Consider the following 26,416-nt stretch of genomic DNA (forward strand, 5'->3'; position numbering starts at 1 on the left):
CAGCGTCAAAATTGGCTTTTGGCCGTGAACCGGTTTGTATGGAAGTGAGAGAACTTTTCGTGATAAAAGTTGTCTTTTTATTGTATCGATATGTAGAATGATTTTGTAGTTATATCAATACAAAATCGCTGTATATTGTAGAAAAATCTTTTGGGCGTGCACCCGTTATCGTCAGGAAAAATGCATTATTCTACTTTTCGAAAAGCCATTGTATTGTTTGTGGCGTTTCTTGCAACATCCCGGTCGTTTGCGTCGACCGCCGATTACCACGTAACGCATTACACGAGCGAAAACGGATTGCCGCAGAACAGCGTGAAGGGCTTACAGCTCGATAAAGACGGTTTTCTGTGGATCGGTACGGAGGCCGGGATGGTGCGTTTCGACGGGCAGCGGTTCAAAGTATATGACAGGGATGGTTACCCGCTTTTGCATTCCAACCGTATGCGGCGCGTCGAACTGGACACGGCCGGGGTAGTATGCTTTGTGGACGAAGACTTCCAGAAATACACTTTCGATCGCACGGGCCATCTGAGAATGTTACAAAGAGAAGCGTACACACGGAGCATTCCCCTGTTCCGGAACGATCACCTGTGGGCCATGGAACACACATTGTCCTTCACATCCAAAGGTAAAGTCCGGTGGGAAATGATTGTGCCGGAGCTGGTTTCCGGCAATAGACTGAATCTCTGGGGCAGGCTAAACCATAAATGCTATTTTCTGGGAAATAACGGGTCATTGATCGCCATAGATGCCCAAAAAAACAGGTCAAATATCCGCATAACCGGATTGCCTCCGCACCTGGCCGCACCTGTGAATAATGCCGGCCGCCAGTACGCGCTCTTTGAACAGGACAATATGCTTTGGTATTATACCGGCAAAGCCATTTACCAACTGACCGAAACCGGTCCTAATGCGGTGAATGCGACGCTGGTTCTGGAAACGGATATAACGGATATCAGTTTTTTTCGTAATTATCCGGCGCTGAACCTGCAATTGATCGGAACAGCGACGCAAGGGTTATACCTGCTGCGCCGCAAGCAGTTCGCCACTCATAAGCATACCAACGGTTTCGGGAACTTCTACTCGCAGGTGCCTTACGGCGATTCCAGTGTGTTGGTCTACAACGGCATTGTGTATCCGGGATCGTCGCGTTGGGGCGTGCCGTTTATCAAGGACCTGACGGCCGGCGTGCTCCGGGACAGCCGCGGGCACTACTGGATGCACAAAGCGGTGATAGACGATAAAGTACATTACAACCAGTCGCTGGTGGAACTCGACGAAAACCTCAATGAACTGAAAGCATGGCCTAAACATATAGGGAGTAACTGTATCAGGGAGACGCCGGATGGCCGGATCTGGCTGTCGTCCCAGAGGGTCGGAAACCTGCGCTATGTGGATGGGGATTCCCTGCGGTCGGCGCCCGGGCGGTGGGCCGAAACGCAGCTTGTGAGAACCTTCCTGCCGCTCGACAACGAGAATTTCTGGATCGCCGGAATGCGTATCCTCGCCCTGTTGAATGTGAAGACCGGTAAGCAAATTCAATATAAAATGTTTGAAAAGGATGTTGTTGAAACCCTGCATCTCGACCGGAACAAGGTACTCTGGGTAGGTACGACGGGCAAAGGTTTCTATGCGATCAGGCAGGGACGGGTGATTAAAATGCCCCTGGACAAATACGGCTCGCTGAAAGACGTCCATTCGTTTATGGAGGATCGAAACGGGTTTATCTGGATGAGTACCAACAATGGTTTGTTCCGTTGCCGGAAAGCGGACCTCGACCTTTTCGTTGCGGGAAAGGTTAGCGAAGTATATTATCAGTGTTTCAAACGCGATTCGGGCTTTAATACGAATGAATTCAACGGGAGCTGTACCCCGTCGGCTGTGGTATTGGGTAACGGAAAATTTTCGTTCCCCTCCATGGACGGGCTGGTACAGTTTCAGCCCGATGCGATTCAGGAACTGCTTCCCGTCAGTAAAATCATCATCGATAAATTACTTGTGGATGGCCAACCTCAATATCCCGCCGGCAGATCGCTCGATCTGGAACCGGATTTCAAATACCTGGAAGTACAGGTAGCGTCACCGTTTTTCGGTAATCCCGCCAATCAGCAGCTCGAATACCGGCTCACGGGCCTCGACAGCATCTGGCAGCCATTGAAGGAAGACAATACCGTCGTATTCAACAATCTGACGCACGGCAATTACAGCCTGCAACTGCGGAAGCGGGCGGGTTTCGGCATTAACAATGTGGTGATGACGAACATTCCGCTGTTTGTGAAGCCATTTTTTTACCAGACATTGTATTTCAAACTGATCGTGCTGCTGGTGATCGCATTGCTCGTCTACGCGATCGTCAAATTGAGATATGCCTACCTTCTTCAACGCAACCGCGAACTGGCGCACGAGGTAGCGTCACGGACAGCGCATTTGAACAATGCCAACCGCCTCAAAGAGAAAATGCTGATGATGGTAGGGCACGATTTGCAGTCGCCGCTGCATTTCCTGGGGTATTTGTCGGAGGCCAACTACGAGGCGGTAATGTCCGATCAAACTGAAAAAGCAGGTTCGATAAGCCGCCAGATGCAGCGCACGAGCCGGAAAATTTATGCATTCGTGGATGAATTCAGCCTCTGGGCGCGGGTGCAGGACGAACAGTTCAATTTGAAGAAAGCCGCCTTTTCGCTGACATCGCTCGTGGACGAGCTCGAAGCTTTTTGCAGGGACTTGTTGAAACTGCATGACAATACTTTCGAATTCAAAACCGAAGAAGAGTACGCGCTTTATACCAACAAAGAGCTCCTGAAAGCGATCCTGCGCAACCTGATCGAGAATGCGCACAAGCACACGCATCACGGGACGATCAGCGTCCATTGTAGCAGGGACAGCGATATGACGTGCGTCATCAGGGTGTCGGATACCGGCAACGGCATGCGCCCCGACGTACTCGAAAAGATCAACGGTCTGATCGGGAAAGCCGGGACAATCGGTGAGTTTGATTCCGGGGAGCGGCTGGGTTACCAGTTTATCGGCGACTTCGCGGCCCGACTGAACGCACGGTTAACGATCCAAAGCAGGGAAGGAGCGGGGACGACGGTCTTGGTGAGTGGCATACCGCTGCACCAGGTGGATCGTCAGGAGAAAGCGTCGGTCAAAGCCCGTAAATGAGGGAGAGTTCGTTAAGGTCCTTGTGGTGTTCGATATTCAATTTTTCAAACAGCCGTTGTTTGAGCGTATTCACGGTGCCGTACTGAACTTGCAGCATTTCCGATATCTGTTTTTGCGAATAGCCCTGTACAAGGTGCATGGCTACCTGAAATTCCCGGGCGCTTAGCCTTTCAAACGGGTTGCCCTTTTTCCCGTCAAGCGAGTCCTGCACCAATACTTCCCCCAATTCCTGACTCACATACTTTTTGCCGGCCAGTACCGTATGAATGGCTTTCTTGATTTCGTCTTTCGGCGCGTCCTTCTTAATGTATCCCTGTGCGCCTAACTGGATGAAACGCGCACCGTAAAGGCTTTCGTCATTCATGGAGAGGATCAACACCCGGGTATCGGAATGAAAGTGCCTGATGTGATGGAGTAATGCGTTGGGGTCGGTGTCGGGCATTACCAGGTCCAGCAAGAGCAGCGGGTATTCGTTCTTCTTCATCATGGCCATCACGCTCTCCGCATTCCACGCTTCGTCGGGCGTGCAGCCGGGAAATGTTTCCTGGATCAGCATGGTCAACCCGAACCGGACAATATCGTGATCGTCGGCGATCAATACTCTGTTCATAACGAGGATGCTTTTGGTTTGTAAATATATAGTATTTCGATGCTGTTATTTCGTAGTCAGCGTGTCGAATTTCTTCGGTTCGGTATCATGGTTCTGTTGGGGCAGAAGATTAATTTGGATACTTTGTATATACAAACCGGATGCATTATACTTGTGGCGCAATTGGTTGAATGCCAATTTTTGATAAAAACGCTGATTTTGAGTATTAGTTAAGCTAGATAAACCTTTATATGGGAATAGTTTGTATAAACATACTATTTCATAAAACCCGCTTGTCATAAACTCCATGAAAAAAAATCTTCTCACCAAAACGCTGGCAGTCCTGCTGGTCGCCACCTGCATGCTAGGGCAGGCATTTGCGCAGCAGAAAACGATCTGGAAGATCGGCGAGGCCGATAATGCTCCGAAGGGCATGGCGCTCGCTCCCGGCGAATACAAGCGGTTTTTGGAAAAGGATTTTGGATATGAAGATAATTTCTTCCTCGTCGGGCGCTCGCAGGCATCGAAGGATTGGCCTTATGTACTGCCCGGCCCGGTGAACGGCTGGGGAGGGACGGGCGGAACCTCGGGGATCAGGTCGCATTTTCTGACGGTTTTGTTTGATATTAAAACCACGCCGGTGGCCGGCAAACCGCCTGGCCGCCCGGGGAAATGGAAGCTGGTCGTGGATGTGCTTGAAACCGATTCGCTGCATGCGCCGCTGCTGAAAGTATCGGTGAACGGTAAATCCTGGAAGTTCAGGCTCGCGAAAGGGTCGGGTTTTAAAGATCCGGGAAAGTTTACGGCTAAGCCAAAACAGCAACTGGCGGAGATCGATATTCCGGCGAATCTTATTCATACAGGCGTCAATGAGATCGTTATGACCACCTTGCAGGGCGGCTGGCTGGCATTCGACCAGGTGAAGCTCCTCGGACCGGCAAAGGCCACCTTGGCCACGCCGGGCGTGGCGACGCCCGGCGTGTCGACGCCCGGCGATGCATTGCTGCGAAGTGTGAACGCGGCTGATTATGAATTGAATGTGGATGGGAAGCTCATTCAGCCGTTGTTAATCGACGTGACTCAGCTCCGTGGAGAGCCGTTAATCGAGGCAAAGCTGGACGGAGAGACCATTCTGTCCCAAAAATTAGAACAGGACCGCTATGTGCTGGAAGCGCCAATGCCGGCCGCGGAGCAACCGGGCACAGGGGTATTTGAGGTTTTTGTGAATAAAAAATTGATAAAGTCCGGGACAGTTGCGCGTGGTAGACAAAAGCTCAAAACACCGGCCGGATATGTGAATACAATGCTGGGTGCCGGGCATTCGCGGTGGATGATCGCACCGGGGCCGTGGATGCCTTTCAGTATGGTGAAACTCAGTCCGGACAACCAGAATGGCGGCTGGCAGGCGGGTTATGACCCTACTTTCGAGTCGATCGGGACGTTCAGCCACATTCACGAATGGACGATGACCGGTCTCGGCATTTTCCCCACTGCCGGGCCACTGGAAATAAAGATCGGCGACCAGGCGAACCCGGACACGGGCTACCGCTCGCGTTTCGATAAAAGTACCGAGCAGGCGCCGTTGGGGTATTACAAAGTAAAACTGACCGATAACGACATTATCGCCGAGCTGACCGCCACCGCCCGTGCATCTTTCCAGAAATATACCTGGGAAAAAAGTGAAACCGGCCGCGTGATGGTCGACCTGAAAATCCCGACGGAATACGGCTACAAGATCCAAAAGGTAAAGATCGACAAGGTGAGCGATAAGCGGATCGAGGGGTATAGCGACCAGCTCTCGCGTAATGTATGGGCGGGCGGGATCGACCAGCAGTACACGGTACATTTCGTCATCGAATTCGACCAGCCCATCAAAAACTATGGCACCTGGCTGAACGACGAAGTGAAAATGCAAACCAATCTGGCCGCAGACAGCGCCCGGAATGCGGGTCTGTTCCTCGAATTTGATACGAAAACGAACAAATCCGTGCAGGTACGCTCGGGTATCTCGTACGTGAGCGTGGAGAATGCGGCTTTGAACCTGAAAACGGAGATCTCCGACCCTTTCGGCTGGGATTTTGAAAAGGTAAGAAGCAACCAAGAAAACGTTTGGAACGACCTCCTCGGCCGCGTGGCGGTGACCAGCAACGACAAGCGCGAGAAGGAACGGTTTTACACGAATATGTACCGCTCGCTGAGCAGGAATATGTTTAGTGATGTAGACGGCAGCTGGCGTGACGCGTACGAGCATGTCAACAAATTTCAGAACAAGGACGATGTCGCATTAGGCTGCGACGCATTCTGGAATACTTTCTGGAACCTCAACCAGTTCTGGAACCTCGTTACGCCCGAATGGTCGAACCGCTGGGTGAAATCGCAGCTGGCGATGTACGACCGCGGCGGCTGGCTGGCGAAAGGGCCGGCGGGGATGGAATATATACCGGTGATGGTTGCCGAGCACGAGGTCCCGCTCATTGTGGGTGCCTACCAGATGGGTATCCGCGATTTCGACGTCAAAAAGGCTTACGAGGCCGTACATAAAATGCAGACCGTTCCGGCGGACACCGTCGGCGGCGGGCGGGCCGGTAACGAGGATTTGACTACCTATTTGAAGCACAAGTACGTGCCTTACGACCAGGGCAGGTTTTCGAACACTTTGGAATACAGTTTCGACGATTACTCGGTATCCCAGTTTGCCAAAGCATTAGGCAAAAAAGAAGATTACCAGGCATTCGCGGACAGGGCAACGTGGTGGAAGAATGTCATCGACCCCGCTACCGGATTTGCCCGTATGAAAGACTCGACAGGCAAATGGCTGCCCGATTTCGATCCGTTCAAATCCGGCGCGAACCACCATTATGTGGAAGGCAATGCGTGGCAGCTTACCTTTTTTGTACCGCAGGACGTTCCCGGGCTTGCGAAAACGATAGGGGAGAACGAGTTTGTAAAAAGGCTCGACTGGGGTTTCAACGAAAGCGTAAAATGGCGCTACAATGGTCCGAACGATCAGTACTGGGATTACCCTGTGGTGCAGGGCAACCAGCAATCGATGCATTTCGCGTTTTTGTTCAACTGGGTGAAAAAGCCCTGGCTGACGCAGAAATGGAGCCGCTCGGTGGTGGACAGGTACTATGGCCACGAGGTTTCCAATGCCTATCTGGGTGATGAGGACCAGGGCCAGATGAGCGCCTGGTTTGTCATGGCGTCGCTCGGCCTTTTCCAGACCGACGGCGGCACACGCGTCGACCCGATATACGAGGTAGGCAGCCCCCTGTTTGAAAAGGCGGTGATCGACCTGGGACAGCAGTTCGGAAGGGGCAAATCCTTCACGATCGAAGCTAAAAACACCTCGCGAAAGAATGTGTATGTGCAAAATGCAACCCTCAATGGCCAGCCGCTGAAAAATTTCTGGTTCAAGGCATCCGATCTTTTGAAAGGCGGATCGCTGGTGCTGGAAATGGGGCCGGAGCCGAATACGAGCTGGGGCGTCGAGGCGCTTCCGTGAAAGTGGTGGTACATTTTTTCCTGCGAACAGGTAAGCAACTTCCGTTATTTAACCGTATTCGCTATGAGACCGCACCGTACAATCCTGTTTACTTTGCTTTTAATGATTACCACGTTTCCTTTTGCCTTCGCGCAGGAAGAATCGGCCAGCCTGCCTTCTGCTGAAATTTCCGACATGAGTGGGAAAATTGTCAACACGGCCAGCATTGCCCACCCGGGCGAAAATTTGCTGATCCTGGGGTGGAAATCCGACTCCAAAAGCGCCCTGCTGTGCCTGGATGCATTCACATTAATCAAAAACGAGATCGCTGCATCGACCAAAACCAAGGTGATCATGATCAATTTTGATCCGGCCCAGAACGCGAAAACAGTGGAAAAGGACATTAAAGAACACCAATTGACCTTTGACGCCTATCTCGACCCCAACGAGGATTTCAGCAGGGCCGCCGCTATATCCTACCTCCCGGTAATGCTGATCGTGGACCAGAATAACAAGATCGTTTACCGGAAAGCGGCATTTTACCTGGGCGACGAGCAATTGATCCTCGGGGAACTGAAAAAGCTTAATCCCCGGTGATATTTATTCCATCATCTGATGTCGGCCCGGTAATTTAACCGGGCACACCATCGCGAACCAACCGGAAGTTTTATACATTTGCCATTATTTATATTAAGTCCAAATAAAATAAATGCAAATGTTAAGACTTTTAGCACTGATTTTCTCCATACTATCCGTACAGGCCTTCGCTCAAACGGGCACGATCAAGGGTACCGTTACCACTTCCGACGGCAAACCCGCCGAATTCGTCAACATCATTCTTGAAAAAACGGCTAAAGGCGCCGTGGTGAATGAGGCAGGACATTATACGATCAACAAGGTCCCCGCGGGAACCTACACCCTGACGGCCAGTTTTACCGGCCTCATCACGCAAACGAGCTCGGTGACCGTCGCTGCCGGGGAAACGACTTCCGTGGATTTTACCCTGGCCGAGGATAACCGCCAGTTGCAGGAGGTGGTAGTGCGCGGCGATAACCGGCTGACGAACAAGGAAACCGATTACGTGGCGCGAATGCCTTTGAAAAACCTTGAAAATCCGCAGGTTTACAATGTCGTGGGCAAGGACCTGATGAAAGAGCAGATGATGACCGACGTGAAGGACGTCTTTCGTGCCGCCGCCGGGGTAGCGCCTTCGGAATACGTTACCGGAAGCTTCGCGGTGGTATTCAGGGGCTTTACCAACTTCGATTACGCCCGGAACGGTATGGCGACTTCGGTTTACCGGACCGGGACGGAAATCGCCAACCTGGAACGCGTCGAAATGATCAAAGGGCCGTCGGGTACGCTCTTTGGTTCACAGGTATCGACTTTCGGCGGGGCCATGAACCTCGTCACCAAGAAGCCCTACGCGGGTTTCGGGGGCGAAGTGAGTTACAGCATGGGAAGTTTCGACCTGAGCAGGGCTACGGTTGACATCAATACCCCGCTCGATAAAGATAAAAAGGTATTGCTGCGGTTCAATGCGGTACAACACCAGCAGAACAGCTCCAACGAGTACGGTAAAACCAAGCGGTTCGTCATCGCCCCAAGCCTTTCCTACCAGGCCAGCGACCGCCTTTCGTTCCTGTTCGATTTCGAATATTTCAAAAGCAATGCGACACGGTTAGCCTACACGCTGCTTTTCGCGGACGAGGTGCCATTCAAGTCGGCCAAGGATATTCCGCTGGGTTTCAAGAAGTCTTTCTTTGCAAACGACCTGCTGAGCGACGCGCAGGCGACCAAGTATTTCGCGCAGGCCAGGTACCAGATCAGTCCGAACTGGACTTCCACAACGGGTATTTCCCACGTAAACGAGTTTCTGAACCATAGCTATCAGCCTTATATAAATTGGATCAGCGCAGATACGGCCGTTACCAGCATCCGGCATTTTGGCCCGAGGGAAAGGACTTACGCAAATATCCAGCAGAATTTTAATGGTAGTTTCAATACCGGCCGGTTCCGTCACAACCTGCTGATCGGCGCCAGCTATGAATATAATGATGAATCACTCACTTACGCCGTTGTTCCGCTCGACAAGATCAATGTGAACGGACCTTTTGAAAAGGCAAGCCTGAACCGCGTCAACAGCATCCTGGCCGATCCTTCCACGGCCGTATCGCATGACGCGTACGGAGGCAATGCGCTCGGGATCTATGTTTCCGATGTGATCAAGTGGACGGACCGCTTGTCGACGATGCTGAGCTTGCGGTACGACCGTTTCGAGCAAACCTATGAGGGAGGATTTGTGCAACCATCGCTTTCCCCGAAGCTGGGAATCGTTTACCAGGTCGTAAAAGACCAGGTATCAGTATTCGGGAACTTCATGAACGGCTTCCGGAACCAGGGGCCGGTAGAGCAGCCGAATGGCAGCCTGTTCAAGCCGAAGCCCGTATTTGCCAACCAGCTGGAAGGCGGTCTGAAAGCGGAACTGCCCGGCAACAAACTGGGCGGGAGCATCAGCTATTATTACATCGATATCGACAATGCGTTACGTACCGACGACGCGCAGTACAGTTTCCAGGACGGCCGGCAGGTAAGCAAGGGCGTCGAGGTGGAGCTTACTGCCAATCCCGTCGCGGGGCTTAACATTATCGCGGGATATGGTTTCAATGAAAATAAATTCGTGAAAGCCGATGTGTATGAAGGGAAATTCGAAACGCAGGCGCCCCAAAATATCGTGAACTACTGGGTAAGCTACCGTTTGCCTTTCCGCGAACTGAAAGGTGTCGGACTGGGTTTCGGGGGTAATTATGTGAGTGATTCGTACGTCAATTCCAGCAATACTTACTCGATTCCCGCCTATCACGCCATCAATGCGACCGCTTTTTACCAGAAAGAGAAATGGAAACTCGGCCTGAAACTCAATAACCTTTCCAATGCAAGGTATTGGGATTCGGTAGGGAATGCCCAGTTTACGAGAAACTTCGTGGCCACTTTTTCTTTCAGATTTTAAATAATCTGAAATCATAACCACGGCTGTCACGAAAGGGCCGGCGGCTTCCCGGTACAGGGACGGCTGCCGGCCTTTTAATTTACTTTCCGGACTGAATTCTTTCTACAATTTATCCAGACAAATTGTGTAGATTTTTGCTGACTTTTCGATCCTGATCGCTCCATCAACCTGCTGGAAAACAGGCGTAAATTGTACAAAACGCATATACTTTTTCGTCTCACGGTATCATTGTAAAAGAGAAACCAATCTGAAAGCGATGAACAACCAATCTGGCCTGTTGTTGCCCTATTTTCAATGTAGGATTATTCTGCTTTGCCTGGTACTGGCAGGAGGCTTCGCGGGATGCCGGAAGTCGGAAAAAGCCAGCCATGACGTGCAGCTGAAAGCGTGGATCGACAGCCTCGACCGCAGTTCGCGGATCATCGGCAGCCCGAGGGCGATCGCCAGCCTGGATTCCTTCATGGCCACATTGGGAAACAGGGACATCCATGACAGCATTCTCTATTTCAAATTCATGAAGGTGCTGAGCCACCGCGATTCCACGATGGATGCCGCCGCGCTCGCGTATACCGACAGCCTGCTCGGGTTGTTCGGGCCCGGGCACGTACGCAGGGAAAACCCGATCGATTATTCCAAAGCGTTACTGCTGAAAGGGGATGACTTGTTGAAGCAAAAGGAATATTACCAGGCTTATCGCAACTATTACAAAGGGAAGTCTTTCCTGACGTCGATGGGAGAAATATGCGAATGTGCGCGGTACAGCAGCCGGATCGCCAACATGTCGTTCAAGGAAGAAAACTATTACCAGGCGATCGAGTACTGGAAACATGAATTAGAGGAGCTGGCGCATTGCCGGGAGCCCGAAAATTTTCAGCTGGAATTCATCGAGAAGCAGGGGAGTATGCGCAATATCGGCATGGCCTATATGCTGATCAATGAACCGGGCAAAGCGCTCGATTACTTTATCCAGGCCGACCAGTTTATCAACCGCAATGCAAGCAGGTTTCCGAAAGAGCAGAATTTCATCCGGTTCGCCCGGATCGTCATTCTGAGAAACCAGGCCGAAGCCTACGCTTTGAAAGGCGATAACCGTACCGCGGAGCGATTGATCAAAAAGTGCCTCGAACACGACCCGAATATCGAATGGTCTATCGACGTCGAGCGGGAGTCGCGGCAGATACTGGCGCAGATTTACATCGATTCGCACGCGTATGACAAGGCACAGGCGCAACTGGATTCGCTGCGGCTGTTGCCGGGTACTACGGGCAATGCGACTGCGAACAGCTTGTATCAGACCCTGCAAGCCGCCATTTTATACGGAACGGGAGATTTCAAAGGTGCCGGCCGGTTGTTTATGGCTAACCTTGAAGCGGAACGCAACAGCAAGCAGAAAAGAAATGCGGAGAGCAAAAACAATGTCGGGCATATGTTGCAACAGGTTCAGCGTGAGCATGAAATGGAACTGGCGGCCGAAAAAGCTGCCCGGGAAGGTTTATACCTGAAATTTTCGATCCTGTTCTCCCTGGCGATGGCCGTGATCGTATACCTGATCTGGCGCAATGCCCGCAAACGTGCCGCGAACCTGCGCGCGGTGACCAAACTGAACGAGGTCATCACAAAAAGTAATGTCGCTCTTCAGGATACCGTCAATGCATTGGAGGAATCGGAAGTGGAGAAGGAAAAAATGCTGCGGATCGTTGCGCACGACCTTCGGAACCCGATTGCAGCGATGGTTTCGGGGGCCGATGTCCTCTTCTGGGACCAGTCGCCGTCCGAGGAACAGGCGATGCTCGTGAACGCCATCCAGCAGTCGGGCCAGCTGGCATTCGGGCTGATCGGACAGATATTACAAGCAGGCCCGGACAAAAAGAAGATCAGCAAGAGCGAGGAGGATTTGTCGGAAATCGTGCAGTCGTGCATTGACATGCTGAGTTACAAGGGAAAAGAAAAGCGGCAGACGATCCATTACGATTACGAGAAAGCCATCGTACCCGTCGACCGGGAAAAAATCTGGCGCGTATTTTCCAATTTGCTGAGCAATGCGGTCAAATTCTCTCCCCGGGAAAGCGCCATTAATGTAAACCTGAAAAAACGTTCGAACCTGACGCTGCTCAGCGTGCAGGACCACGGCATCGGCATTCCGGACGACCTCAAAGGGCACATATTTCTCTCTTCCAACGACGCCCGGAGGATAGGGACGGCCGGCGAGCAATCCTTCGGTATCGGGCTCTCGATTTGCAAACAGATTGTCGAAGCGCACGGCGGAAAGATCTGGTTCGAATCGGTGACCGGCACCGGAACCACGTTTTTTGTGGAATTGCCGGATTAAATCGAGGGTATACCTGCTACCGTTTTTGACGAAATATCGTCAATCTACGAAACAAATGACGATATTTCGGAGGCGAATGCCCTGCCCGCCTACCCGCCAGTCACGGCTTCTGAGTGGTAAATCGCTTAGTATTAGCAGTACAGGAAATAATTCGCTTTCCTGCCACGGCCGGGCATGATTTTGCATGATCATTCCTTTCCGGAGCCCGGATTCTCTCCCTACCCATTCAACCCATGAAACGAAAGATACTGATCGTCGAAGACCTGTTCGTTGAAGCGAATCACCTGCGCATTATGCTGAAACGCGCCGGATATGAGGTAACCGGCATTGCCAGGACGTTCGAGGAGGCCGTGAGCCTGATTGAAAAGGACTCGCCGGGAATCGTTTTGCTTGATATTTTTCTCGCCGGAAAAAAGACGGGCATCGATCTGGCCCGGGTTCTGAACCAGCAGCATATCCCGTTCCTGTACCTGTCCGCAAATTCCAGCGAGGAAGTACTTAAAGAGGCCAAAGCGACCCGCCCGAGCGGCTTTATCGTGAAGCCGTTCAGGGAAAAAGACCTGCTGGTTTCGCTCGAAATCGCCGAATACCTGCACGAAAACGGTAGCGAATCGCAATTGAAACGGGAAGCCGATTTTCAGTTGGAGGTGAAGCAGCTGCTTCAAAACGAGTACGAATGGTCGGGGCGGGTATTGGGGATCGTCAAAGCATTACAGAAGCTGATCTCCTTCGATTATGCCGCGGTAGGCTGCATCGGGGTGAACTTTCTGCCGTTCAATGCCCTGCATTTTTTGCGTACCGGTTTCGATGATTACCAGGTAATGGACTCGGAAGGCGTTCGGACAGTCTGGAATATCACCCACGCGGAATTCGACTCGTTAATGAAAGCCACGCCCATAGATCCCCGTACGCAGTTCTACAATGGCGAACGGTTCAAAGAAATAGCATCGGGCAACTCGATCCGGAAAATGATCGCGACGAAATTCGGCATGCGGTCGAACCTGATCATGCCTTATCCCGGTATCAAGATCGGCGACAAATTCTTCTTCATATCACTATACAGCCGCCGCCCGGACGCATTCAATGACAACGACCTCGAACTGTGCGACCGGATCCAGGCGCCGCTCGAACGGGTAGTCAAGGAAATGACCGAGCAAATGCCGCCGTCTTTCCCGGAGGTCAAGCTGGGAAAATCCGTGGGGATCGTTGCGGGGAACCGCGATCCTGAACAGGCATTCAAAGGCATGATCGGGCAAAGCCATTTACTGCTGAACGTGTTTAACCTGATCAACCAGGTAGCCGGTACCGACACTTCCGTGCTGATCACCGGCGAAAGCGGTACGGGTAAAGAGCGGGTGGCCGACAATGTCCATTCCTTTTCGTCGAGGCGGAACAAGCCGTTTGTGAAGGTCAACTGCGCCGCGCTGCCGATCAGCCTGATCGAATCCGAGCTGTTCGGGCATGAAAAAGGGGCCTTCACGGGCGCTACCACCCGGCGCATCGGAAGGTTCGAGCAGGCCAACGGCGGTACGATATTCCTGGACGAGATCGGCGATATGCCCGTTGAAATACAAATGAAACTGCTGCGCGTGCTGCAACAACGCGAAATCGAAAGGCTGGGAGGGACGGAAACGGTCCGGATCGACATCCGGGTGATAGCCGCTACCAACCGCAATCTCGAACGGGCCGTTGCGGAAGGCAAGTTTAGGCTCGACCTCTATTACCGGCTGAACGTTTTCCCGATCGTCATGCCCTCGTTACGCGAGCGGATCGACGATGTGGAACTGCTCGTGAACCACTTTATCGGCTATTTCAGTCGTAAAATCGGGAAGGCCGTGAGCGGCGTGTCCGACAAAGTCATGAAAACATTACTGGATTACGACTGGCCCGGTAACATCCGGGAACTGGAAAACGTGATCGAAAGGAGCGTGCTGCTGGCCAAAGGCAACGTCATCGACCAGATTTCCCTGCCCGGCAACAGCACACCCAAAGATGCCGGAAATCCGCCGGAACCGACATTCAAAAACATCTTCGAAAACGAACGCGACCACATTATTGCCGTATTGAAAGCATGCGAAGGAAGGATCAGCGGGGAAAACGGTGCGGCCAAAGTGCTCGCCATTCCGGCCACTACATTAGGTTCGAAAATGAAGAAGTTGGGTATAAAAAGGGAAATCGGGATTTCGTGAAGCAATACATTTATGCGCTGGTGTTTGCATTGACTATCGTGGCCCATGGCGTACGCGCGGAGGGTTACGATCAGGTAGCACGCCTGCGCGAACTGAAAACGAATTTAAGCGAAGCGAAAACGCAGGTCGAGGAGGCGAAATGGCTGACCGAATTAGGATATTTTTATTTGTTGAAACCCGGCGAAACCAAAGAAGACCTGCAACTTGCCCGCTACTATTGTCATTCCGTAGCGCGGTTGAATCACCAATTGCACTCGGACCGCATTGGCGGCGATGTTTTTCTTTTGGAATCCCATATTGAAAAGGAATCGGGTAACACCGCTTCTGCTATTCAAAAAGTCAATGCGGCCATTACATTATTCAGAAAAGCAAAAAATCCTGACCGGGAAGGCGCCGCATTAATGGAGCTGCGGCATTATTACCATTGGGATGGCCCCGGGATGGATAAGCGGATCGATATCGTGAAAATGGCCGTAAACCGGTTCGCGGTTGCGGGGGATAAAATTCACGAGGCGGACGCGAACCTCGAACTCGGGGACCTCTACCAGTTGAAAGGCAAGCCGGCGGAGGCTATATCGCGGCTCAGGAAGGCGATTACGCTTTACAAACAATCCGATTACCTGGCATTGCAATCGGTTTACAACCTGATCGGCCATATCTACACGGTGTCGGGCGACCTCAACAACGGGCTCACGTACGGGCATCTGGCCGTGAAAGTGCTGGAAGAACGGCGGGACACGTCCATCGTGGCGGCGACGACGTATAACCGGCTCGGTGTCACTTATGCAAAACTCGAACGTTTCGAGACTGCATTGGAATTTCTGCAAAAGGGATTGTCCTACGCGATCAAAAACGGATGGGACGATGGTACTGTCGAAATTCTGGGGAATATCATCGATACCAGTATCAAAATGGGCGCCAAAATGAACGCCCAGATTTCGTACCTGGAAAAATTGCTGCAAAAGCATTCCAAAAACATGACCCTGTTTGTCAAATACGAAATCGAAGAAGACTTACGCGTCTTCTTTTTAAAATCGCGCAATGCGCCCAAGACGCTCTATTATTTAAATAAATGTCTTGCCTATGAATCGGAAGGCAATACTTCTTTTAATGCAAACCTGTATCGGGATGCGGTGGAATATTACCTGATGGTCGGGAATATTAAAATGGCCCAGGCTTATCTGGATAAATATGCTTTATTGAAAAACAGGACTTCCGACTTGTCCATTTTGCAGGACTATTATTATGTAAGCTACCGCACCGACTCGGTTTCAGGGAAATTCAGGAATGCTTTTCTTAATCACCTCAATTATAAAGCTTACAGCGATTCATTGAATTTGCTCAGGTCGAAAGATGAATTGAAAGTACTTGCCGCCCGGTATGACCTCGAAAAAAAGGACGCGGAAATAAAACTGAAATCGGAGAACATCAAACTGCTTGAAAAGGATATTGCCACACAGGGAGAATTGCTCGACCGAAGCAATACGACCAGAAATGTAACGATCGTCGCATTCCTGATCTCTTTCCTGCTGTTGTTCTCGCTTTTCAGCCGGTGGAAAATCGTCCAGAAATACAGCAACAGCATTGCCCAGAAGAACTCCTACCTGGAACAACTCGTTCGCGAAAAAGAATGGCTGGTCCGCGAAGTACACCATCGCGTGAAGAACAACCTGCAAATGATCGTCAGCCTGATCGACTCCCAGGCGTCCTACCTGAACAACGGAGAATTTGACGCGGTCATGGACAGCAAGCACCGCATCGAAGCGATGTCGTTGATCCATCAAAAACTCTATCTTACTGATAATGTGACGACTGTGAATATGCAGGTGTACATCAAGGAGCTCGTTATGTACCTGCGCGACAGCTTCGGATCCATGCATCATATCGCTTTTGTGACAGATGTGGACGAGATCTGTCTCGACGTTTCGCACGCGATACCGATGGGTCTTTTGCTCAACGAAGCCATTACCAATTCCATCAAATATGCTTTTCCCGAAGGCCGCCCCGGCAAAATAGACGTTATCTTTAAATACTGTGTCGGAACACAGGTAACCCTGATTATCAAAGACAACGGCATCGGCCTGCCGGCCGATTTCGATGCAAGCCAGGTACAATCGCTGGGTATGAGCCTCATGCACGGGCTCGCGACGGAGGTAAGCGGAACACTGCAAATCGACGGAAACCAGGGCACGACCGTCACATTGGTATTTGATTTGCCGCAGGTAAACTGGACCGACGGCCATTCTCCGAAAATCGAATACACGACCGTTTAATAATGCTTCTTTAAAAAATTACAGTCCGTTACGGGTAGGTTGCGAAACTATTTGCTTTTTGCATATAGAATTACTTCGAAGTAGCTGTTTAAGCGCCCCACTAAATTCTTTTCAGATTGCCTTTCAACAGGCCATTGCATTTGCATTGGTTTGAAAAAGTATTGCCTACCTGTTTCACAAAAATGATCATCATGGACGAAAAACAATTAAGGAAGAATTTCATTGACCCGGTGCTGGAATGGGCCAGGGCTAATCAGAAACCCAAAGAACTTCGTTTGAAAGGATTGGCCGCGTCGGATTCGGAATCGGTGGCATTGGACGGCGCCGCAGACGACGCCCCGGCAGACATGCCCTTCGTAGTTCCCACGCAGTTTACCGGGAAAGATTACATTACCATGTTGCTGCACGTCGATGCCGAAATCGAACATGGCCTGATGCTGCAATACCTCTACGCGGCTTACAGCATAGGCGGGCCGCAGATCCCTGAAAAGTACCGGGAGCGGGTACATAACTGGAAGAATATTGTGCTGGGGATTGCCAAAGAGGAAATGGGACACTTTATTTCGGTTCAAAATGTGTTGAAAATCATTGGCGCCCCGCTGAACTTCGGTCGGGAAAGCTATCCCTGGGATGTGCCTTTCTATCCGTTTCCTTTCACACTCGAAAAGTTTACGCTCGGGTCGCTGGCCAAATACGTATATGCCGAAGCGCCAGCGGAATGGCTCAGCGGCACCGACCCGATAGCGGAAGAAATCAACAAAACGGTACACGCCGAGGCTTCTGACCCGCATACCGTGGGCGCACTTTTCAAAGTGCTGTTACAACTGATCCAGGACCCGGATGTGATCTCGGACGACGCATTCCAGCCCGAAACTTATCCCTACCAGGCTAAATTCGACGAATGGGGCCGCGGCTATACCGGCGGAAACAGGGGAAGCTCGAAAGACAGCCGCTTCACGCACAGCCCCGACGTGCTCGTGGCGCCACTGCTCTCGCGCGATGATGCCTACAATGCGCTCGAACAGATCGCCGAACAGGGTGAAGGCGACGACCTCGATTCGGATACACCCTCGCATTTCGAGCGCTTTTTATTCATTTACACGGATTTTAAAGCCATTCTGGAAGAAACAGGCGGCCAATTCGACCCTGCCTATAATGTGGCCACCAACCCGTATGCAGGCAACCCGGACGACGCCGGGACCGCCTCGAACGAGCCCGCCGACGAAATGGAGGAGAACGGCATTACGAGCGAGGACGGTATTTTATGGGCCAATCTCTTCGATACCCGCTACCGGTTGTTGCTCAACTTTCTCAACCACAGCTTCCTGCTCGACAATGGTAATAACAATGTCGGCTCGTTCACACCGCGCGGCCTGATCATCAACTCTACTTTCGGGGAAATGTACAATCTCCGGAGCCTGGCGACCATCCTCGTGCAAACACCGATCGCCAAAGGCAGCAAGCTCATGGCCGGCCCGCCGTTTACATCCCCTTACAGCTTCGACCTGCCATTCGGGGAGCACAACCGCTGGCGCCTGCACCGCGACCTGCTGCTGGCTTCCGGCAAGCTCGTCGAAAGCCTGAAAGCATTGAAAAGCCAACCGCACATGCAGTACCTGAATGTTTTGCAGGAAATCGACCGCAAACTGCTGGAAGCGATTGCCCAACTCATGCAGGCCGAGCTGGCCTGAGTTTCTCAACACATCAAAGCCAAAAAACATTGCCGGATATGAAAATTCTAGCATTAAGAATACTTCCCCCCATTGCGATCGGTCGCCTGGGCGAATCGGACAAGCCGATGGCCGCCTACGATCTTACATTATCTAAAAACAAACCCCTGGATTTCCGGACGATCGTCCCGGAGAAAAGTTTTAATGTACATCCATCGACGGGGGAGATCACCGCTTACAAGCCGAAGAACGTCGCTTTCAAAGACGCCGAAAACCTCGACGATAAAACCGGGAAAGCACACCCGGTAGCCCCGTTCCTGGAAGTGTTCGCGATCACCGACGAGCAACCCGACCGGCTGGTCCCGCTGACGGTCGATTTGCTGAAAAAGGCTGGCCACGAACTGGAAGAACTCACCTGGGACGTGCAAGTGGGTAATATCAAGATATTCAGGAGGACCAATGACGAGAACGACAAGATGTACGCCACTATCGACGACATCCGTTCCCACGAGCTGAAACCGTTGCTGGCCGAATGCAAGAATTTTATCGACGGCAAAACGCTGCCGCTCGGGTTCGTGCAGTTCATCAGGCCCACGCCCGAGTTTCCCGAAATCAGGTTCCGCTTCACGCCGGCCGCCGGGAAGATTTACGGCTCGGCGCTGACCAGGTTCAACAATGGGAAAGAGCAAATAGACCCCGTATTTGCCGGTCGGCGCGAGGACCCTATTTTGTATGATATTAACAAAGGGAAATGGCGCGGCTATTCCGAAACCGGAACGCCTAATCCGCTTTACACCAATCCGGCACAGATATTTGCGGGCTATTCCGATGCCAATGGTAACCAGGTGAGCTGGGGCTACCTAGATGACGAATGCGACGGGTTCGTGACGGTGAAGCTCTCGGGCACGTCCTTGTATGCGAAGGCGCATATCAGCGCCGGTCCCCCCGCATACGCGCCCGACACATTGCCTATCCGGGTAGTGTCCGACGAATTGGAACAAATTCTCAAAGGTACCGAGGTCGACGACGAAGTGACGATCGACGAAGCGGAAGACATCGTACGCCGCGCATTCGAAACCATCCGGCTGATGAACACGGCCATCATGAACGGCAACGCCTACGAAGGCAAGCTGAATGTGGCGAGCACGATGGTACGGCAAAACACCAACGACTTCGGCCGCCTTTACGAGCCGATCATGGCCACCTCGCTGGTGGACAATATGGCGTTGCAGGTATTGCACGAGCGTGTTTTCGGTGGCCTCAGCACCGGCGCGTCGCCGTGGTTCGAGGACCTGCTCCGCAAGCCGGAGGAAATCGGCGACCTTTCGGCGAAGGCCCTTCGCAAAATGCCCGCATTGATGCGCGGAGCCGATGGCCGGTCGCTTACGTTTACCAAACGGCAGATCAATATGGTGATCAAAGCGGCGGCGAGGTCGCTCATGCCGGATGGCGACGTGGCGGACATTGCCGGCGATGACCCGCTCGTTCCCTCCAACCTTACCGCACAGCTGCATTACCGTGGAAAAGGCAACCCGGTAGCCGTATTGCCGCGTACCGCGATCTCCAACTGCTTTCCGGGACTGGAATTCGATTTCCGGAACCTCTGGCGCCGCGCGTTCCAGGGCATTGTCCTGATCGAGAATAACAATTATGTGATCGACGCCGACGACGCCAATGCGCATTTGGTCCATCACCGCCTGGTGGCCATCGACGGAAAGCCTACCATGGTAGCCACCTCCGGGCCCGTGTTCCCCGATGGCGACAGCGTGCCGCTCCGCACGGAAGCGAACCCGAACGGGGTATCGTTTATGGAATGGTCCAATTCAATGGTGAATGTCCTGCAAAAACAGGGACAGCAGGTCGCCTGCTATTTCACGGCTGAAAAGAGCACGCACGAAGTAGTGGTGGATTTGGATAAACTCGAAGATCCGGCCCTGTACACCAAGGTAATGCTGACCGTCAATCAAGTTTTCGAGGGCGATAGCGCCACACTTTCGGAGCAGATCATCAAGCCCGGCGAACTTACCCAGGGCCTCTGCGCCCCTTGGCAGAACGATTACCGCGAATGCGCCTGCTATTACTGGGCCGCCAGCCGTCCCGATTACGTGAACGTCGTGCCCGATGAAAAGGGACTGAGCACCGGCGACAGCTGGATGGCGAAGAAGCGCACCGGCAAATACATTCCCGACGACCGCGTGAATACCCGGTTGCTGTCCTATGACGACCTGTTTATCAACTGGCAGGGCGAGCTCAACTTTATCGTGGAGGGAAAAGATGCACTCAACAGCTGAAATGGAACCGGCCGTCGCCCTGGCGCGGCTGGCCGGAACTATCGCCACACAATCCCGGCCGAAATCGCCCTGGGCGCACCTGATCAAAGGCGGCCGGCAGACGCAGCTTTTCATTCCCAACGGCAGCAGGCTTTACGCCGTGGCCGGGGATGTGGAGCAGCGGATCTCGCGCGCGCTGGATATGGGCGATCACGAAGAATTGCAGGATTTACTGGTCCGTTACGGCCTTTCCGCACCCGACTACGTCGATAATACGCCGCTGGAAAGCCCCAGGCTCTACGCCCTTTCGCTGGCCATTGCCCAGAAATGCAATATGGGCTGTACCTATTGCTACGCCGATCAGGGCAGTTTCGGGGGAAAGGCCAAAAGCATGTCGCTGGACTCCGCGATGCGGGCGATAGACCTGTTGATGGACCAATGTCCCGAGGGTGAAAAAGTCCAGCTTACATTCCTGGGTGGAGAGCCCCTTGCGAACCGCAAAGCATTGACGGAAGCCACTGAATATGCCGTAGCCAAAGCCCAGAGAAAGAACATTAACGTCGGTTTTTCGATCACCACCAATGGTACGATGGTCACCGAAGCGGACGCCCGTTTTTTCGAACAATATGGCTTTGCGGTAACCATCAGCCTCGACGGCATCGGCCAAAGTCACGACCAGCTACGGCCTATGAAAGGCGGTAAGGGAAGTTTTGATTTAATCATGAAAAACCTGGTACCACTGCTGGCGATGCAAGAGAAAATGCAAGTCTCGGCCCGTGTCACCGTCACGCCGCGCAACCTCGATTTGCCGGTAATGCTCGATGAATTCATTCAAATGGGCTTTCACAGCGTCGGTTTTTCGCCATTGTTAAGGTCCATGAACGGTCGGGACGAAATGGGCGCGGAAGAACTCTCGGTATTGCTCGAAAATATGATCGCCTGCGGCCTGAATTTCGAAAAGAATGTCCTTGCCGGCCGGCGGTACCCGTTTTTGAATATGGTGAATGCATTAAAAGAAATAGCCAAAGGCACACACCGGCCGTATCCATGCGGAGCCGGCGCGGGCTACATGGGCGTTTCGGCCGACGAGGAGCTCTTTGCCTGCCATCGTTTTGTGAATGAAGACAAAGGTAAAATGGGTAACCTCACCGACGGCATTGACCCGGCTTTGCAAAATGGCTGGCTGTCGTCGCGCCATGTGAGCGCACAGAGCCCGTGCACACAATGCTGGGCCCGTTACCTCTGCGGGGGCGGGTGCCATCACGAGGTAATTGCCAAAGGCCGTACCGCCTGCGACTATATCCGTTCGTGGCTGCATTATACGATACAGGCCCATGAGCGGCTGTCGCGGTTGAAACCCGCATGGAATGCCGGGTGAAACCCGGGAAAGAATATGTAAGTATTTATGGTTCAAAATTTTGAAATAGTAATCATCGGCGCCGGTCCGGCCGGGCTCACAGCGGCGATCCGCTTGCTGGAAATGGGCCATTCGGTAGCGCTTGTCGAGCAGGAAGCATTTCCCCGTCCGCAAATCGGGGAATCGCTTTCGCCCGGCGTGCGTCCCATTTTCGATTACCTCGGCGCCGGTGACCTGTTGGAGAATCCTCAGTTTTTGCATAACATACCTAGCAGAATTGCATGGGGCGGGGGAGAGCCCGCCCTCCTGCAACCCGGCCAGCGCGGAGCAGGACTGATGGTCGACCGGGCGGATTTGGATGCACGGTTGCTGGCATTGGCAATGAGCAGAGGACTCCGCGTCTTCCAGCCTGCGAAAATGGCAGGATCATTGTTCCAAAACGATCGGTATGAACTGAAAATACAATCAACGGAGGCTGATTATCACATAACTGCCCGCGTGCTCCTGGACGCCCGGGGACGCGGCGGTGCACATATCCACGAGCGTATGCCACTGGCGCCCGCGTCCGTCGCGCTGTGGACACACGTACCTGCTGGCGCGTACGAAGCGTGTATTGAAACCGTAGACGAAGGCTGGATATGGGGCGCACCGGTGCCGGGAAACCATTACCGGATCATGGCATTCACAGATCCTGAGTCGCTTAAAGGGCATAGCAAGGCCTGCACAATGCAACGCATGCAGGCCGGTTCGAAGTTGTTCGGACAAAGGGCTGCCGATACTTTGGATTTTGATATAAAAACCTGCCTCGTGAGCGCCTACGTGCATACCCGCCCATGGGAGCGGAACTTCATCAAAATTGGCGAGGCCGCATTTACACTCGATCCGCTATCTTCCACAGGCGTGGAAGTAGCCATGCGCTTTTCACTGCAAACGGCCATTGCGGTCCACACGATGCTGGCCGATGACGATCCGGTCATCGCGAAGGCATTTTATGAAAACAAACTCGCCGAAGCTGTCGCCAGCCATCAGCGCTGGACTTCGGAATACTACGCGGAAGCAGCCAAGGCCCATTCCCCGTTCCCTTTCTGGGAGAAAAGAAGAGGCTTCCGCACCGGCGAAATAGAAGCCTCCAACGACTTCACCGCATTGGTCAAACAGCGACTAATGCGCCCGTCCGCAACACAAGCGGCCAAAGAGCCTGCCGCCGTACCGATCGACCCGCTCATCCGGTTCCTTTGGGACAAACCCGTTCACTTGTCCGGCCAGCTTGCATTCAGCTCCGAATTCGCCGTCACCGGCGACCGCGTCGAAATCCGGCGCGCAATGGTACATCCCAACCTTCCCAGGCCCGTGGTTTACCTGAACCACATTGAAATTCCCCCGCTTTTAAATGCATTGGACGAAGGAGCGACCTATGGCACCGCCATCGAAACCTGGTGCCGGCACTTTCCTTATGGCGATGTCAAAAAGGTGCTCGGATTCCTTTGGGGCGCGGAGATTGTTCAGTAGTATTGTAAAGGTGTTTTTTTATTATAAACCTTTTCAAAAAATGGACGGATACCGTTACGATACGCTGAGCGAGGCTGTAAATGATTTGCAAAAAAGGGGTTACACCCACGATTTCCTCATCGAAGACGGCAAGGAATGCCTCTATTGCCGCCAGCGTTCGCTGGAACTCTCGCCGGAGGAATTTGTCATCGACGAAATTCATCGTTTCGAAGGTATGACCGACCCGGCGGATGAAAGCATTGTTTTTGCCATATCGTCTTCGCAGCACGATATCCATGGCTTGGTTATCAATAGCTTCGGTGCCGATTTCGGGTATAGATCTTCGAAGCTCGTCGAAGAGCTGCACAGAAAAGCGCGGGGAAATTGAAGAAAAGTATAACCTATTTCTGAATCACAAGTTTCTGCGTTTCTGCCCCGAAGCCTCACACCGGCGGTATTCCATATGCTCATCGACTGATTGAAGAGCGGGTTGTTCGCAAACATGCTCTTCATCGTCGTGACTTTTTCGGTGTTCCAGGGGATGATCTGTCCCAGGAGCCGGAGCGGCTCTGATAATCAGTCATTGATCGACCGGGGAAAGGATGTATGTACCCGCAAGTATATGAAAATGGCCAAAGCGCTGCGACGGAATAATATTTCAGGTCATTTTTGAATTCTTTGCAAAATGAGTAAAATGCACAAATATTCTTTTTTTGTCCTAACCCACGGCCTGGTAAATGTCAGACTTTACGCTTCCGGATTCACAACTTTGGTGCCTGACCAAGGACGACGACCAGGCAGCCTATACGACGCTTTTCCGGAAATATTACCCCTCGCTGCTCGGTTACGCCAAGTCGCTGACCGACCAGCACGGGCTGGCTGCCGATTGCGTACAGGAAACATTCATGGAAGTGTGGCTCTACCGCAGAAATCTCGCCGTACCCGATTCCGTGAGGGCCTACCTGCTCGCGGGCGTACGCAGGCGGATCGCGCGCCGGCTCGAACGCGACCGCATTTTCAGGCATTCACGGGGCATTGAGGGGGCCGAGTTTTCCTTCCAGTTTACCCCGCTCGACGCCATGATCTCCGACGAGGAGACGCGCCGGCAGGTCCATCAGCTCAATTCTCTACTGAACCAGCTTCCCGCACGCCAGCGCGAGGCGCTTTATCTCCGGTACCATCAGCAGCTCGACATCGACGAAATCGCCCGGCTGATGCAGATCAACCCGCAATCCGCTTCCAACCTGCTCCACCGCGGCATCAAGCATATCCGGGAAGTGTGGGTAGGAGAGCTGCACACGTTCGCGCTGCTCGTTTGTGTGTATTTTTAAAATTTTTATTAAAAAAATGAAATATTGGTGAGTATCGCCTGCCGGTACTGTCCTCTCCTGCCTGAAAAACCGATACTTCATGCAGCGAGAAAGTTATACTACCGTTACGCAGTTTTGTGATGATGCCTTGTTCCGCGAATGGGTGACCACCGGCCGCGACAATGCGGGCTGGGCGCAGTGGCTCGAAGCCAATGCCGACAGGCAGCGGATGGCGCAGGAAGCACGTTACCTGATCCTGGCGATCGGCGACGATACCGCCGCTGCTACTGTTGCCGAAACCGATCAGGCGCTGGAAGAGACCTGGTGGAGGATCCACGAACAAGAGCATCGTGTGCGGCCGCTTGCGGGTTGGTGGCGCGTGGCCGCCGCCGTGCTGGTATTTGCGATCGGGCTGGCGTGGTATGCGGCACGCCAAAATTCAGGAGAAACGGGTATTGCTATACGCAAGCCGTCAGTGCCCGCCCCGACGGAAGGCGCGATTGAGGTATTCAACGATTCGAAAGTCGCCAGGCTTGTGAACCTCGAAGATGGCAGCACGATTATCCTGCAACCCAATGGAAAACTGAGCTACCCCCGGAAGTTTGCAGCGGAAAAACGGGAGGTACATTTGTCGGGCGAGGCATTTTTTGAAGTAAGTAAAAACCGCAAACGGCCGTTCCTGGTCTATACCAACGATATTGTGACGGAGGTGGTAGGTACGAGCTTCCGCATTAAAGCCGCCGACGACCAGCCCGAAGTGGAGGTTTTTGTGAAAACCGGGGAAGTACATGTCCGGCAGATCAAACCGAAGGATCGTAATGCCGCTGAAAACGTGGTATTGCTTCCCAACCAATCCGTCAGCTACGTAAAATCTCGCAACCTCTTTGAAAAACCCGAAAACAAGGATATTCCCAAGCGGGCGATCGAATACCTGAATTTCGACTTTGCCGATGCGCCTGTCGGGACGATTTTCTCGACCCTCGAAAGCGCCTACGGCGTTACGATCGACTACCCTCACGACGCGCTGCGCGACTGCTACCTTTCCACTTCTTTGTCCGACGAGCCGCTCCTGTCAAAACTGAAAATCGTCTGCGAAAGTATCAGCTCCGGTACGCAGTTCCGCATGGAAGGGAACCATGTCATAGTAGAATCCACCGGATGTAATTAACAGCCTGCCTATGAATTAATAACCTGCATGTAAAAAAAGAGCCGGACTGGTTCCAGCAGGCCGACTCCCGAAATCCACAACTCCGATTGCATTACGCCCTGGGAGTGGGGTGTT

The 26,416-nt window shown here is 52.6% G+C and carries 15 protein-coding genes and 1 pseudogene; 14 read left to right on the forward strand and 2 right to left on the reverse strand.

All coding sequences use genetic code 11. The features are described from left to right. Positions 1-180 precede the first annotated feature (180 nt). Complete coding sequence (locus BMW93_RS05735) at positions 181-3,165, forward strand: sensor histidine kinase (RefSeq protein WP_090374238.1); 2,985 nt, start codon at positions 181-183, stop codon at positions 3,163-3,165. On the opposite strand, the gene BMW93_RS05740 is transcribed toward BMW93_RS05735, so the two are convergent. Further along, positions 3,149-3,775, reverse strand: a complete 627-nt coding sequence (locus BMW93_RS05740) for a response regulator transcription factor (protein ID WP_090374239.1) — start codon at positions 3,773-3,775, stop codon at positions 3,149-3,151. The two genes, BMW93_RS05735 and BMW93_RS05740, sit on opposite strands and share 17 nt — an antisense overlap. Before the next feature lie 286 nt (positions 3,776-4,061). Here BMW93_RS05740 and BMW93_RS05745 point away from each other — a divergent pair, with 286 nt between their 5' ends. The 11 genes from BMW93_RS05745 to BMW93_RS35800 all read left to right on the forward strand — a co-directional run bounded on the left by BMW93_RS05745 (position 4,062) and on the right by BMW93_RS35800 (position 24,212). Then, complete coding sequence (locus tag BMW93_RS05745) at positions 4,062-7,259, forward strand: GH92 family glycosyl hydrolase (protein ID WP_090374240.1); 3,198 nt, start codon at positions 4,062-4,064, stop codon at positions 7,257-7,259. A 63-nt stretch (positions 7,260-7,322) separates the two neighbouring features. Further along, positions 7,323-7,835, forward strand: coding sequence for a redoxin domain-containing protein (locus BMW93_RS05750; protein ID WP_090374241.1), 513 nt, complete (start codon positions 7,323-7,325; stop codon positions 7,833-7,835). A gap of 118 nt (positions 7,836-7,953) precedes the next feature. Further along, positions 7,954-10,248, forward strand: coding sequence for a TonB-dependent receptor (locus BMW93_RS05755; RefSeq protein WP_090374242.1), 2,295 nt, complete (start codon positions 7,954-7,956; stop codon positions 10,246-10,248). A 256-nt stretch (positions 10,249-10,504) separates the two neighbouring features. Then, positions 10,505-12,577 (forward strand): HAMP domain-containing sensor histidine kinase, encoded by a 2,073-nt coding sequence (locus BMW93_RS05760; RefSeq protein WP_090374243.1) that lies wholly within the window; start codon positions 10,505-10,507, stop codon positions 12,575-12,577. 233 nt (positions 12,578-12,810) lie between these two features. After that, entirely contained in the window at positions 12,811-14,766 is a 1,956-nt protein-coding gene (locus BMW93_RS05765; protein ID WP_090374244.1) for a sigma 54-interacting transcriptional regulator, read from the forward strand. Beyond that, entirely contained in the window at positions 14,763-17,039 is a 2,277-nt protein-coding gene (locus BMW93_RS05770; protein ID WP_177194019.1) for a histidine kinase dimerization/phosphoacceptor domain -containing protein, read from the forward strand. Before BMW93_RS05765 ends, BMW93_RS05770 begins: the two co-directional genes overlap by 4 nt. Positions 17,040-17,230: 191 nt before the next feature. Next, positions 17,231-18,730 (forward strand): ferritin-like protein, encoded by a 1,500-nt coding sequence (locus BMW93_RS05775; protein WP_090374514.1) that lies wholly within the window; start codon positions 17,231-17,233, stop codon positions 18,728-18,730. A 38-nt stretch (positions 18,731-18,768) separates the two neighbouring features. Next, positions 18,769-21,000, forward strand: coding sequence for a hypothetical protein (locus BMW93_RS05780; RefSeq protein WP_090374246.1), 2,232 nt, complete (start codon positions 18,769-18,771; stop codon positions 20,998-21,000). Next, a complete protein-coding gene (locus BMW93_RS05785) occupies positions 20,984-22,357 on the forward strand; it encodes a radical SAM/SPASM domain-containing protein (protein ID WP_090374247.1) in 1,374 nt (457 codons plus the stop codon). The genes BMW93_RS05780 and BMW93_RS05785 overlap by 17 nt, the downstream gene beginning before the upstream one ends. A gap of 27 nt (positions 22,358-22,384) precedes the next feature. After that, positions 22,385-23,845: an NAD(P)/FAD-dependent oxidoreductase gene (locus BMW93_RS05790; RefSeq protein ID WP_090374248.1), complete on the forward strand. Its 1,461-nt coding sequence runs from the start codon at positions 22,385-22,387 to the stop codon at positions 23,843-23,845. A 40-nt stretch (positions 23,846-23,885) separates the two neighbouring features. Then, complete coding sequence (locus BMW93_RS35800; RefSeq protein WP_090374515.1) at positions 23,886-24,212, forward strand: phosphoribosylpyrophosphate synthetase; 327 nt, start codon at positions 23,886-23,888, stop codon at positions 24,210-24,212. 68 nt (positions 24,213-24,280) lie between these two features. Here BMW93_RS35800 and BMW93_RS36235 read toward each other — a convergent pair. Next, a pseudogene (locus tag BMW93_RS36235) lies at positions 24,281-24,379 on the reverse strand (BspA family leucine-rich repeat surface protein); the annotation flags it as partial. A 182-nt stretch (positions 24,380-24,561) separates the two neighbouring features. On the opposite strand from BMW93_RS36235, the gene BMW93_RS05805 reads away from it, so the two are divergent. Then, on the forward strand, positions 24,562-25,155 hold the full coding sequence (locus tag BMW93_RS05805; RefSeq protein WP_090374250.1) for an RNA polymerase sigma factor: 594 nt from the start codon (positions 24,562-24,564) through the stop codon (positions 25,153-25,155). A 79-nt stretch (positions 25,156-25,234) separates the two neighbouring features. Continuing rightward, positions 25,235-26,302 (forward strand): FecR family protein, encoded by a 1,068-nt coding sequence (locus tag BMW93_RS05810; protein ID WP_090374251.1) that lies wholly within the window; start codon positions 25,235-25,237, stop codon positions 26,300-26,302. The last annotated feature ends 114 nt before the right edge of the window (positions 26,303-26,416 follow it).

This window comes from Dyadobacter sp. SG02 (assembly GCF_900109045.1).
Taxonomy (GTDB): domain Bacteria; phylum Bacteroidota; class Bacteroidia; order Cytophagales; family Spirosomataceae; genus Dyadobacter.

Bases quoted from the DNA above. Each gene is read 5' to 3' on its own strand.
- BMW93_RS05780 (WP_090374246.1), top strand. From the start codon at position 18,769: ATGAAAATTCTAGCATTAAGAATACTTCCCCCCATTGCGATCGGTCGC.
- BMW93_RS05790 (WP_090374248.1), top strand. From the start codon at position 22,385: ATGGTTCAAAATTTTGAAATAGTAATCATCGGCGCCGGTCCGGCCGGG.
- BMW93_RS05785 (WP_090374247.1), top strand. From the start codon at position 20,984: ATGCACTCAACAGCTGAAATGGAACCGGCCGTCGCCCTGGCGCGGCTG.
- BMW93_RS05735 (WP_090374238.1), top strand. From the start codon at position 181: ATGCATTATTCTACTTTTCGAAAAGCCATTGTATTGTTTGTGGCGTTT.
- BMW93_RS05745 (WP_090374240.1), top strand. From the start codon at position 4,062: ATGAAAAAAAATCTTCTCACCAAAACGCTGGCAGTCCTGCTGGTCGCC.
- BMW93_RS05810 (WP_090374251.1), top strand. From the start codon at position 25,235: ATGCAGCGAGAAAGTTATACTACCGTTACGCAGTTTTGTGATGATGCC.
- BMW93_RS05755 (WP_090374242.1), top strand. From the start codon at position 7,954: ATGTTAAGACTTTTAGCACTGATTTTCTCCATACTATCCGTACAGGCC.
- BMW93_RS35800 (WP_090374515.1), top strand. From the start codon at position 23,886: ATGGACGGATACCGTTACGATACGCTGAGCGAGGCTGTAAATGATTTG.
- BMW93_RS05750 (WP_090374241.1), top strand. From the start codon at position 7,323: ATGAGACCGCACCGTACAATCCTGTTTACTTTGCTTTTAATGATTACC.
- BMW93_RS05805 (WP_090374250.1), top strand. From the start codon at position 24,562: ATGTCAGACTTTACGCTTCCGGATTCACAACTTTGGTGCCTGACCAAG.
- BMW93_RS05775 (WP_090374514.1), top strand. From the start codon at position 17,231: ATGGACGAAAAACAATTAAGGAAGAATTTCATTGACCCGGTGCTGGAA.
- BMW93_RS05765 (WP_090374244.1), top strand. From the start codon at position 12,811: ATGAAACGAAAGATACTGATCGTCGAAGACCTGTTCGTTGAAGCGAAT.
- BMW93_RS05760 (WP_090374243.1), top strand. From the start codon at position 10,505: ATGAACAACCAATCTGGCCTGTTGTTGCCCTATTTTCAATGTAGGATT.
- BMW93_RS05740 (WP_090374239.1), bottom strand. From the start codon at position 3,775: ATGAACAGAGTATTGATCGCCGACGATCACGATATTGTCCGGTTCGGG.